The organism is Curtobacterium flaccumfaciens, from assembly GCF_051548005.1.
Taxonomy (GTDB): Bacteria; Actinomycetota; Actinomycetes; order Actinomycetales; family Microbacteriaceae; genus Curtobacterium.
This window is the reverse complement of the sequence record NZ_JBPUGH010000115.1, coordinates 1-10,910: the sequence shown is the minus strand read 5'-3', so window position 1 is coordinate 10,910 and position 10,910 is coordinate 1. Positions and strand designations below refer to the sequence as shown.

The following is a 10,910-nucleotide window of genomic DNA, read 5'->3' as shown; positions in this document are numbered from 1 at the left end:
GTAGTAGATCGTGTTGTTGACGTGCCCGAACATGTCGTTGTCGTTCCACCGCGTGGGGTAGGTGCGGGCGAACGGGTACTCGTCGATGGTCATCGGTCTCCGATCGGTTGCGCGGCTCGGCTGGTCCCGTGGCCGGCGCCGGACCGACCGTAGTCGGCCGCGGCTCCGTGACGCCTGATGCTCGGGAGTCCGGATTCCGTCATCGGGTCGAGCGGGTACAGCGTGGCGGCCGTCTGCACAGGGCGTCGTCCGTACCGTGGCGTCCATGTGCGAGTCGGTCCAGTGCCCGGTGTGCGGCAAGTCCTCGTGGACGGGCTGCGGCGACCACGTCCGCGACGTGATGCGAGGCGTCCGTCGGCGAGACCGGTGTCGGGGACACGGCATCCCGCAGCACCTGCTGGAGACCCGCGGCTTCCGCTGATCGTCGGGCGCTGTCCGGTCGCCGCACCGCACGGGTGCCCGTCAGGCCGTCGGCGTTGCCTCGACGGGTGCCGGTGACCACCGGCCGCCCGACGCACCACGAGGAGCACCCCGCCGTGACCGAGTCCTTCGCCCACCCCACCGCGCTCGCCCACGTCCGGGTGACCGTGACCGACATCCACCGGAGCAAGGCGTTCTACGAGCAACTGCTCGGCGTCGCACCCGCGATGGACTTCAGCGAGCACGCCGACGAACCCGGCATCGAGCAGGACCGCGAGCGGCTCTACGGGGGATGCATCTTCCCGCTGGGGGATCAGCTCTTCGGTCTCCGGCCGGTCGCGCCGCGCGGGCAGCGGTTCGACCCGGACACCGTCGGACTCGACCACGTCAGCTTCACCGTGGGTTCGGTCGAGGCGCTCCACGACGCTTCCGCCCGCCTGGACGCCGCGGGCATCGAACACGGCGAGGTGACCGACCTCGGGGACGCCGGCATCGTGATCTTGTCCGTCCAGGACCCCGACGACATCAACCTCGAGTTCACCGCCGCGAAGGGCTGACACCGACACTCCTCCGACGTCAGTCGACCGGTGCCGGTACGGCGGCGGGACGGAGGACGTACTCGAACGCGGCCCGGGCGCGGGCCGCGTCGGGTGTCTCGCCCGAGATGAGGTCGGCGTACGTGAACGATTCCGAGATGCGGACGAGCAGCCGCGCCAACTCCTCGCTCGACAGCGGTGCGGGGTCGAACGCGCCGGACGACCGCTCGGCGTCGACCAGTGCCGTCACCCGCGCCACGAAGCGGCTCTGGACGTCGCTCTCCGACGTCGTCAGGAGTCGGAGCGCCCGCGCCGGTTCGCGGGTGAGGAACGCCCGGAAGTAGGGCGCGCGGATGAGGTCGGCGGTGAAGCGGTCCAGCACGTCGACGATGCGAGCGGCCCCCGACGGCGCAGCTGCTGCGGCAGCGCCGTCGAGCGTCGGGACCGCGAGCGACCAGAGCACCTCGGACAGCAGTTGGTCCCGGTTGCCCACCCACCGGAAGAGGGACGTCCGGTCCACGCCGAGCGACGCTGCCAGGGTGCCCATGTCGATCCGAGAGCCGTCGATGAAGGTGTGACGGGCCTCCCGGAAGGCGCGCAGCGCGGAGTTCGATGTGTACATGCATCCCTCTCTTGCAACGTTTTCGAGAATGATGCACGATCGGGGGTATGTCAACGACGGCAGCCACCACGCCCCTGCTCGAATCGGACTTCTACGGCTTCCAGGCCGGGCTGACCGAGCGGGAGCGTGACTCGCTCGGACGGCTTCGCGAGTACCTCGAGGCCGAGGTCCGCCCCATCGCGGACGAATACTGGGCGCGCGCCGAGTTCCCGATGCAGGTCATCGCGCCGCTCGCCGAGCTCGGCATGTACGGACCGGGCGTCCCGCTCGTGCGGCAGTTCGAGAACTCGGCCGTGTACCGCGGATGGGCTGCCCTCGAGCTCGGGCGCGTCGACGCGAGCGTGGCGACGTTCATCGGTGTGCAGTCCGGCCTCGCGATGAACTCGATCGCGGTCGCCGGGAGCGAGGAACAGCAGCAGGAGTGGCTGCCCCCGATGGCGCGCGGCGAGCTCGTCGGGGCGTTCGGCCTCACCGAGCCGCTGTCCGGCAGCGATTCCGCGCGAGGCCTCCGGACGACCGCCCGACGCGAGGGCGACGAGTGGGTCCTCGACGGCGAGAAGCGGTGGATCGGCAACGCCACGTTCGCCGACGTCGTCGTCATCTGGGCGAAGGACGTCGCCGACGACCAGGTGAAGGGCTTCCTCGTCACGACGGACAGCCCCGGGTTCACGGCGACGAAGATCGAGGACAAGATCGCCCTCCGCGGGGTGCAGAACGCCGACATCACGATGACGGGCGTCCGCGTCCCCGAGGCTCGGCGGCTGCAGCGCGCGGACTCGTTCCGGGCGACGGCGGAGGTGCTGCGGCTCACCCGCACCGAGGTTGCCTGGCAAGCGATCGGAATCGCGGTCGGAGCCTACGAGGCCGCGCTCGACTACGCCCGCACCCGCATCCAGTTCGGCAAGCCGATCGCCTCGCACCAGATGGTGCAGGACCTCCTCGTGAAGTCGCTCGCGAACATCACGGCGTCGATCGCGCTCTGCACGCAGGCCTCGGCCATGCAGGACGCCGGTGTCGGTGGGGACGAACACTCCGCGATGGCGAAGGCCTTCGCCACGGCGAAGATGCGCGAGACGGTCGGCTGGTGCCGTGAGGTCCAGGGCGGCAACGGGATCGTGCTGCAGAAGGGCGTCGCGCGGTTCTTTGCCGACGCCGAGGCGATCTACTCCTACGAGGGCACGCGAGAGGTGAACACCCTCATCGTCGGGCGCGCGATCACGGGGCAGGCCGCGTTCGTGTAGGGGGTGAAGCTCGGCCGGGGCGCGGCGTGCGCGCTCGCTTCCGGTCGGTTCCGCGTGCGACTTCGGGTGTCGCTGCGGAAGGACGCGGCCGGTGTCGGACGACACCGGCCGCGTCGTTGCCCGCGCCTGCAACGGTTGCGTACGTACGTACGTGCGGGAGCGGCGCGGTGGTCGTCGTGCGACATCGGTGGCGTCGATGCTTGCGCGTGCAACGGTTGCGCACGCGGGGGAGCGACGCGGTGGTCGTCGTGCGACACCGGTGGCGTCGTTGCTTGCGCGTGCAACGGTTGCGCACGCGGGGGAGCGGCAGGGTGGTCGTCGTGCGACACCGGTGGCGTCGTCCGACAGCGGCGCTGGAGTGCGGGGCACGACGTGGGGCGTCCGGCGTGCGCGCGCGGCAGGGGTCTGGTGCGGAAGGCGCACACGAGTGCGACCTTGCACGCGTCGATCGACACGCGCAACGTCGCACGGGCGGCGCGGAACCCGAGGCACGCGCACGGTCCGACGAACCACACGTCGATCGACGTGTGGTTCGTCGAAGCGCGCGTGTTTCCCGGACCATCCGCCCGCGTCCGGCGACCGGCGCCCGGACGGCCTGGCTCGGCGCCCTACCCGAGCAGCTCGGGCCGCTCCCACTCCTCGTCGAGGACGTGCTGCGCGAGGAACGCGAACACCGTCTCGTACCAGACCTTCGCGTGCTGCGGCTTCAGCACCCAGTGGTTCTCGTCCGGGAAGTACAGGAACCGGTGCGGCATCGAGCCGTCCTCAGCCGCGTGGTGCTCCGCGAGCTCCGACCACAGCCGCAGCCCCTCGCCGATCGGCACGCGGTAGTCCTTGTCGCCGTGGATCACGAGCATCGGTGACGCGATGTCGGCCACGAACCGGTGCGGGTCGTTCTCGCGCATGCCCTCGGCGTCGAAGATGGACTGCCAGTACTGCGACGAGTCCGTCGTGCCGTTGAACTGCTCGAGCGCCCAGAGGCTCGCGTGCGTGACGATCGCCCGGAACCGGTCGGTGTGCCCGGCGACCCAGTTCGCCATGTACCCACCGAACGATCCGCCCATCGCCGCGGTCCGGGTCTCGTCGATGTCCTCGCGTGCCTCGACGGCGTCGGTGATCGCCATCAGGTCGGTGTACGGCGCCTGCCCCCAGGCGTTCCAGCCGCGGTTGATGAAGTCGAGGCCGTACCCGGTCGACAGGGCGGGGTCGGGCAGGAGCACGGCGTACCCGCGCGCGGCCATGAGCTGCGGGGTCCACCGCCACGACCACTGGTTCCAGGAGTTCAGCGGTCCGCCGTGGATCCAGAGCAGCAGCGGGTGCGGCCCGTCGCCCTCCGGCAGGACGAGCCACCCGCGGACGCGCGTGCCGTCCGTCGTGGTGGTCTCGACGTCCTCGATCGTGCTGGGGACGTCGGGGAGCGGCGCGGGGGTCGCGAGGACCGTCACCGAACCGTCGGCGGCGATCCGGACCGGGTGGAGCGGCGCCTGCCAGGAGGCCCGGAGCGCCACGACCTCGCCGGTCTCGGCCGCCACGTGCAGGTTCGAGTACGCCCAGTCGTCGTGGGTCAGCTGCTCGACGGCACCGCCGTCGAGCGGGATCCGGAACACGGGTGCCCGGCCGTCTTGGTCGGCGGTGACGAGGAGCGCGCCGTCGCCGTGCTCGAAGACGAGTTCGCTCGGCCAGCGGTCCCAGTCGGACGCGATCCGTCGGGCTCCGGCGACGTCGACCGTGCCGTCCGCGTCGATCCCGGCGACCCAGACCTCCTGCTCGTGCGCACCGGCAGGCGTCGAACGCTCCGTCCGGACCCACGCGACCGTGCGACCGTCGTGGCTGACGCGCGGCATCTCGTGGTCGACGTCCGGCTCGTCGGAGACCACGGCACGGGTGCCCGTGGCGACGTCGATGGCGACGAGGGCGGCGCGGAAGCCCCGGGCCTCCTGCACGCCGACGGACGCGACGAGGGTCCGGCCGTCGGGGGTCAGCGCGCCGTCGACGTGGTCGAGCGTGCGTGTCGGCGCCGGGGTGAGGTCGACCGGGAGCGGGAGGTGTGCCGGGTAGTCCGGCGCATCGTCGCCCGGAGCCGGACGGTCGGCCTCGTCCCGCTCCCGCAGCCCTCCGAGGTCGAGCGCGAGCACGTGCGGCTCGTCCGGGCCGAGGTCGTGGTCCCAGAAACGCGCCGGGTAGGTCTCGTGCAGGATCGCTGCGACCTTCTGGTCCTTCCGTCGCTTGCGCAGCGCCGCGTCGGCTGCGAGAGACGATGCGGGAGCGTCGGTCGAGGCCTGCGCGCCCGGGAGCAGCGACGCCGTGAGGGCGACCACGTCGGCGCCGGCGGCCGTCGCGAGGACGCCACCCGCGCCTCCCGGCAGGGCGGTGACCGGACGGGCCTCGCCACCTGCCGCGGGGAGCAGCCAGAGCTGCGCGGCGTCGTCGGCACCGGTTTCGTCCGGCCGACCGGAGACGAACAGGACGTCACCGGACCGGGTGACCGCGACGCCGCCCTCTCCCTTGGCCGACCGGGTGAGCCGGACGGGGGAGCCGGAGCCGTCTGCGGGGACGCTCCAGACGGAGCGGCGGTACCCGGTGCGGTCGTCGTCGAGCACGCTGACGGTGAGGACGACCCGAGACCCGTCCGGAGCGACCGCGATGCCGTCGACTCGTGGGAGGGCGGTGAACTGGTCGAGGTCGGAGAACGGCGTCGTCATGACCCCACGCTATCCACGTCCGGGGACACCGCGGGGACCTACGCCCAGAACGCGGCGATCTGCTCCGCGACGGTCGAGCCCTGGCGGTGCCCCTGCTCGGCCGAGGGCGCCTGCGTCGACAGGGCGAGCGAGTTCGTGCCGAACGCGTGCTGCGAGGCGCTGTCGGCCACGACGGTCTCGACGGAACTCCCGCCGGCGCGGAGGCTCTCGACGGCGACGTCGAGCCACGGTCCGAGCGGCGACGGACCCTCCGGCCCGCACGCGATCACGAGGACGCGCTCGTACCCGGCGGCGACGTCGGCGTTCGTGGCCGACCGCAGCCCGCCGTCGATGTGCGGGACGCCGTCGATCGAGACGGGTGTCCAGACGAACGGCACCGAGCAGCTCGCCGCGACCGCGCGGGCGAGCGGCACGCCGGACTCGGCGGTGAGCACCCGGAACGTGCCGTCGGTGGCGTCGATGGTCGTCACGCCGAGCGGCTTCGACGGCCACCCGGAGCCGGGGATGGTCTCCTCGAAGGTGGCGATGCGCTCCTCGTCGGTCTGCCCGCCGACGGACTGCTGCGCGACGGCGCCGAGGCGGGCTCGGGCGTCCTGGTCGTCCTGCGCCCCGGCGAGGACCTGCTCGAGGCGGGTCTGGAAGTCCTCCGACGCGATGACCGGGGGCTCCTCGTACGTCGACGGCAGCGGTGTGTGCTGCTGCGCGTAGGCGTCGGCGACCGCACCGGCGCGGACGAAGGTCCCGACGACGCTGCCGGCGCTCGACCCGACCACGAGGTCCGCGGCGTCGAGGTCGACCCCGGCCTCCTGCAGTGCGGCGAGCACCCCGAGTTCCCAGGCGATGCCGGCGACGCCGCCGCCTCCGAGGACGAGTGCGCGGGTACCGGGAGCGGGTGTCGAGACGTCGGTCATGGGTCATGCTTACCAACCCCGCCTGTCCTGGCGGGCCGCGGCGCGCGGCCTGTGGGCAGCGAACCGCGCAGTCTCGCGTGTGCAGGAGCGGCGGGCGGAGACGGACGGGAGGCCCGTGGCGGCGTCGCCACCCCTCCCTCGCAGGCTCGGTCGGCGCGGCCCGCGTGACGCTGGCGCGTCACTGCTGAGCGGGCCGCGCCCGTCCGCCTTTCGGGAGGATCGGTGAGCGTCGGTCAGACGCCTGCCGTGCTGCTGATCCAGCTGGCGCTCTGCGCCAGCACCGCGTAGTTCGAACCGGCGTGCGTGTTCGCTCCCGGGTCGGCCACGTCGCCGGTGGAGCACACGCCGACGACCTTGCCGTTCACGAGGAGCGGGCCGCCCGAGTCGCCGTGGTTCGAGGCGCCGGACACACCGGTCACGTGCTGTGCGGTGCCGTTGTACGCGTCGACCGAACGACCGGTGAGGTTGACGCTCGCCTGGTAGAGGCCGGTGCTCGGGACGCTGTTCGCCCGGTTGCCGTAGCCCATGATCGTGCCCGTGCCCGACGACTTGGTCGTGTAGGCGAGGTCGAGCGGGGCGTACGACGAGAGCGTCTTCGCGGTGCGGAGGTGCACGAGCGCGATGTCGCCGGACGGCGCCGAGTACAGACGGTCGGCGGCGGTGGCGGTGCCGCGGTCGGTGGTGCTGTTCGAGTGGTAGACGTTCATCGCGGTGGTGCCGTCCACGCAGTGGTTGGCGGTGAGCACCCACGAGGCGTTGATCTGCTCGCCGGTGCACCCGTACGTGCCGGACCCGCCCTGCTGGAAGACGAGCTGCACCTCCCACGGCGTGCTGGGTGCCTGCTCGCCGCCGATGACCTGGGGGGACACCGTGGCGGCGTTCGCGGCGGAGGCTCCGAAGGTGCCGCCGAGGAGGACGATGGCGGCGGTCGCGAGGAGCGCCGTTGCTCTGGTCTTGAGTCGCTGCTGCATGGGGATGATGCTCTTCCCACCCTCGTTCGGGGGGCAAGTCGGCGTTGCAGGGGACAACATCCGTACCCTGGTCGCGCAGCCTGTGGACAACCGCCCCGGCGTCGGTGGGGTGACCTACCGTCGTCGTCATGACAGGGGAGCGAGACGTGAGCGACCGCCGACGGCGTCGTGCCGGCGCGGTCGGGTGGCCGATCGTCGTCGCGACCGCGCCCACCGCCGCGTTCCAGCTGCCGAACCTCGTCGCGGCTCCGGGGCTGAAGGTCGCGCTCGTCGTGTTCGGCCTCGCGGTGCTGCTCGCCGCGGTCGTCGTGCAGGTCGTCCGCGCTCGTCGGGCCGCGTCCGCCGTGGCTGCTGCCGCTGCCGTCGCGCGGTCCACCGAGCTCGAGCAGGGGACCGCCGTCCGGTACGCCTTCGGCCAGCTCGCCTCGAGGCTCGCCCGGTTCGCCGAGCTCCGGCGGCACGAGCGGCGGCAGGAGCTCCCGGTCTTCGCGGACCGCATCGCCGTGGCGTTGGCGTTCTACCTGCTGCCGGGCGTCCCGGACGTCCGCGCGAACGTGTACCAGCTGTCGGCGGACCTCCGCGCGCTCGAGCCGATCGGACACGGGGGAGCGGAGGACACCGCCGGCGTGTTCCGGGCCGGCACGCCCTACGGCGACCGCAACCTCGACTGGGTGTTGGTCGGGGGTGGCCCGCGCGTCGTCGGGGACCGCGCCGCCGACGTCGACGTCGACGAGGACCTGCCCGGCTTCGAACCCCGCTACCGCTCGTACGTGTCGGTCGTGATCCGCTCCGAGGAGTACTCGTTCGGCATGCTCACCGTGGACTCGCCCGTGCCGGACGCGTTCACCGACCTCGACGCCAAGTACGTCGCCCTGATGGCGTCGTTCATGGCCGTCGCCTTCTCGCTCGCGTCGCCGTTCCCGGACCGCGACCGCAACCACCGGAAAGGCCCGTGATGCGCACACGATTTGTCGGACGCTCGACGTACGATCCACGCATGACCATCGTGACCCCCGAACCGAAGCCCTTCGGTCGGTCCCGGGTGTACACCCCCAACTGGACCGACGACACCACCGACGCCGACTACGAGGACCGAGCGGTCATCGCCGCGAACATCGAGCGTGAGCGGGTCGCTGCCCGCCGTCGCTTCGAGGCTCGGCTCGCCGCGGCACTCGCTCGCTGACCGAGCCCTTCCCGACGTCCACGGCGCGGACCGAGCGCCACGACGACCACCGACACACGACCGAGCGCCGCGCCCACCGGATCCCCGGCAGGCGCGGCGCTCGGTCGTTCTCCTGTGCTCCGTCGCCCTCGTGCTCCGTCCCCCTCGTGCTCCGTCGCCCTCGTGCTCCGTCGCCCTCGTGCTCCGTCGCCCTCGTGCTCCGTCGACCTCGTGCTCCGTCGACCTCGGCACAGGGTGCGGCGCTCACTCCGCGCTGACGTCGATGAGCACCTTCCCGACGGCGTCGCCTTCGACGGCGTCGTGTGCGGCAGCCGTCTCCTCGAGCGGGAACCGGGTCAGCGGGAGCCCGGCCTCGTCGCCCACCGGCAGGACGCCGTCGTGCAGCGCGGCGGTCACATCCTCGGCGGCTGCGGCGAGGGCTTCGTCGCCGATCGTGTAGAGCAGCAGGAACTGGTAGCGGGCGTTCACGCTCATGTTCGGGCGGATCGGCAGCGTCGCGTCGTCGCCGCCGTTGTTCGCGTAGATCGACACGACGCCGTGGTTCGCGAGCACGTCGGCGACGAGCCGGGCGTTCTGCGGGATCGACACCTCGACGACGATGTCGACGCCGTCGGGGGCGATGCGCCGGATCTGGTCGGCGGCGTCGTCGTCCCGGTAGTTCACCGTGTGGTGCGCGCCGGCGGCGGTCGCGAGGGCCGCCTTCTCGTCGGAGCTGATCGTCGACACGACCGTCGCGCCGGCCCAGCGCGCGAGCTGGATCGCAGCGTGCCCGACCGCACCGGCGCCGCCCGCCACCAGGACGGTCTTGCCGTCGAGGGCTCCGGGAGCGAGTCGGTCCGGACCGTGCTCGTGCGTGGTGAGCGCGCGGTGGGCGGTCATGGCGGGGACGCCGAGCGACGCACCGACGTCGTGACCGATGCCGTCCGGCAGCGGGACGGCCCGCTCCGCGGGGACGACGGTGTACTCCTGTGCGGTGCCCGTCGGGCGACCCGACGCCGCCATGAAGAGCCAGACGCGGTCGCCGACACGGAGCTGCCCGACGCCCTCGCCGACCGCGTCGACCACGCCTGAGCCGTCCTGGTTCGGCGTGATCTCGGGGAACGCCAGACCGTCGCCGTAGGTGCCCCCGGCTCGGGCTTTCCAGTCGGTCGGGTTGACCCCGGAGGTGACGACGCGGACCCGGACCTCGCCGGGGCCGGGCTCGGGGAGCGGGCGCTCCTCGAGGGTCAGGACGGACGAGTCACCGGGCTTCGAGTAGACGACTGATCGCATGACACCAGGCAACCACCCGGCCCGGACGGAGATTCCAGCCGGTCGTCAGCCGAGCCGTGCGTCGTACGTCACGCGTGACCCTGCCACGTCGTCCATGTGCTCGGTCGCCCAGCGTTCGAGCGGCTCGAGCACGGCGCGGAGGGACCGGCCGCGCTCGGTGAGCTCGTACTCGACCCGCGGCGGGATCTCCGGGAAGACGGTCCGGGTGACGAGCCCGTCGCGCTCGAGGGCGCGGAGTGTCTGGGTGAGCATCTTCTGCGAGACGCCCTGGACCCGGTTCGCGATGGCCGAGTACCGCTGGGGGCCGTCGACCAGCGAGCCGATCGTGAGGACGCTCCATCGATCGCCGATGCGGTCGAGGAGCTGGCGCGACGGACAGTCGGCCGCGTAGGGGGTGTACTCGAGGGCGGACACACTGACCTCCGTTACGCACTGCAAGGTGCCTACTTACCGATGGAGAGTAACACCCGTACAGTGAGTCACGAAAAGCAACCGCTCCACGAAAGGACTGCCATGACCAGCATCGTCGTCTTCGGAGGCACCGGGTACGCCGGCTCCGCCATCACCCGCGAGGCGCTGTCCCGCGGCATCGCCGTCACCGCCGTCGCCCGCGACACCTCGAAGCTCGAGCCCGCGGACGGCCTCACCGTCGCGCAGGGTGACGCCTTCGACGAGGGCTTCGTCGCCGAGGTCACGAAGGGTGCGGACGTGGTCGTCGTCGCGCTCCACGCCGTGCAGGCCGACGGCTCGGAGTTGAAGGACCGCTTCCAGCACTTCGTCGACGCCGCAGCCGCAACCGGTGCCCGACTCGGCATCGTCGGCGGCGCTGGCTCGCTGTTCGTCGCCGAGGGCGGTCCGCGCCTGTTCGACACCCCGGACTTCCCGGACGCGTTCAAGGGTGAGGCGAAGAGCCACGCCGCGATCCTCGACGCGCTCCAGGCGTCCGACACCGAGGTCGACTGGTTCTACGTGAGCCCGGCTGCGGCCTTCGGCGGCTACAACCCCGGCGAGCGGAAGGGCACCTACCGCACGACGGACGACGTGCTCCTCAC

The 10,910-nt window shown here is 72.0% G+C and carries 11 protein-coding genes; 5 read left to right on the top strand and 6 right to left on the bottom strand.

What is annotated here, in order from left to right; genetic code table 11:
- The first annotated feature begins 488 nt into the window (after nucleotides 1-488).
- The gene (locus ACSW7Y_RS12925) at nucleotides 489-977 is read left to right on the top strand and encodes a VOC family protein (RefSeq protein ID WP_438126678.1); all 489 of its coding nucleotides are present in this window, start codon (nucleotides 489-491) and stop codon (nucleotides 975-977) included.
- 19 nt (nucleotides 978-996) lie between these two features.
- On the opposite strand, the gene ACSW7Y_RS12920 is transcribed toward ACSW7Y_RS12925, so the two are convergent.
- A complete protein-coding gene (locus ACSW7Y_RS12920; protein WP_438126677.1) occupies nucleotides 997-1,578 on the bottom strand; it encodes a QsdR family transcriptional regulator in 582 nt (193 codons plus the stop codon).
- 47 nt (nucleotides 1,579-1,625) lie between these two features.
- Here ACSW7Y_RS12920 and ACSW7Y_RS12915 point away from each other — a divergent pair, with 47 nt between their 5' ends.
- On the top strand, nucleotides 1,626-2,819 hold the full coding sequence (locus ACSW7Y_RS12915; RefSeq protein ID WP_438126676.1) for an acyl-CoA dehydrogenase family protein: 1,194 nt from the start codon (nucleotides 1,626-1,628) through the stop codon (nucleotides 2,817-2,819).
- Nucleotides 2,820-3,427: 608 nt separating this feature from the next.
- Here the strand turns inward: ACSW7Y_RS12915 and ACSW7Y_RS12910 are convergent.
- The 3 genes from ACSW7Y_RS12910 to ACSW7Y_RS12900 all read right to left on the bottom strand — a co-directional run bounded on the left by ACSW7Y_RS12910 (nucleotide 3,428) and on the right by ACSW7Y_RS12900 (nucleotide 7,403).
- Nucleotides 3,428-5,521, bottom strand: coding sequence for an alpha/beta fold hydrolase (locus ACSW7Y_RS12910; protein ID WP_438126675.1), 2,094 nt, complete (start codon nucleotides 5,519-5,521; stop codon nucleotides 3,428-3,430).
- A 38-nt stretch (nucleotides 5,522-5,559) separates the two neighbouring features.
- Complete coding sequence (locus ACSW7Y_RS12905) at nucleotides 5,560-6,432, bottom strand: patatin-like phospholipase family protein (RefSeq protein ID WP_438126674.1); 873 nt, start codon at nucleotides 6,430-6,432, stop codon at nucleotides 5,560-5,562.
- Nucleotides 6,433-6,665: 233 nt separating this feature from the next.
- Complete coding sequence (locus ACSW7Y_RS12900; protein WP_438126673.1) at nucleotides 6,666-7,403, bottom strand: S1 family peptidase; 738 nt, start codon at nucleotides 7,401-7,403, stop codon at nucleotides 6,666-6,668.
- A 128-nt stretch (nucleotides 7,404-7,531) separates the two neighbouring features.
- On the opposite strand from ACSW7Y_RS12900, the gene ACSW7Y_RS12895 reads away from it, so the two are divergent.
- Together ACSW7Y_RS12895 and ACSW7Y_RS12890 are read left to right on the top strand one after the other, a co-directional pair.
- Nucleotides 7,532-8,359 carry a hypothetical protein gene (locus ACSW7Y_RS12895; RefSeq protein ID WP_438126672.1) on the top strand — a complete coding sequence of 276 codons (828 nt, stop codon included), beginning with the start codon at nucleotides 7,532-7,534 and terminating at the stop codon, nucleotides 8,357-8,359.
- A gap of 41 nt (nucleotides 8,360-8,400) precedes the next feature.
- On the top strand, nucleotides 8,401-8,586 hold the full coding sequence (locus ACSW7Y_RS12890) for a hypothetical protein (protein ID WP_290132156.1): 186 nt from the start codon (nucleotides 8,401-8,403) through the stop codon (nucleotides 8,584-8,586).
- A 243-nt stretch (nucleotides 8,587-8,829) separates the two neighbouring features.
- On the opposite strand, the gene ACSW7Y_RS12885 is transcribed toward ACSW7Y_RS12890, so the two are convergent.
- Complete coding sequence (locus ACSW7Y_RS12885) at nucleotides 8,830-9,858, bottom strand: NADPH:quinone reductase (protein WP_438126671.1); 1,029 nt, start codon at nucleotides 9,856-9,858, stop codon at nucleotides 8,830-8,832.
- Nucleotides 9,859-9,903: 45 nt separating this feature from the next.
- Nucleotides 9,904-10,272, bottom strand: coding sequence for a winged helix-turn-helix transcriptional regulator (locus tag ACSW7Y_RS12880; RefSeq protein WP_438126670.1), 369 nt, complete (start codon nucleotides 10,270-10,272; stop codon nucleotides 9,904-9,906).
- A 99-nt stretch (nucleotides 10,273-10,371) separates the two neighbouring features.
- On the opposite strand from ACSW7Y_RS12880, the gene ACSW7Y_RS12875 reads away from it, so the two are divergent.
- Nucleotides 10,372-10,910, top strand: a 539-nt coding sequence (locus ACSW7Y_RS12875; protein WP_438126669.1) for an NAD(P)-dependent oxidoreductase, incomplete at its 3' end; no start/stop codon positions are given.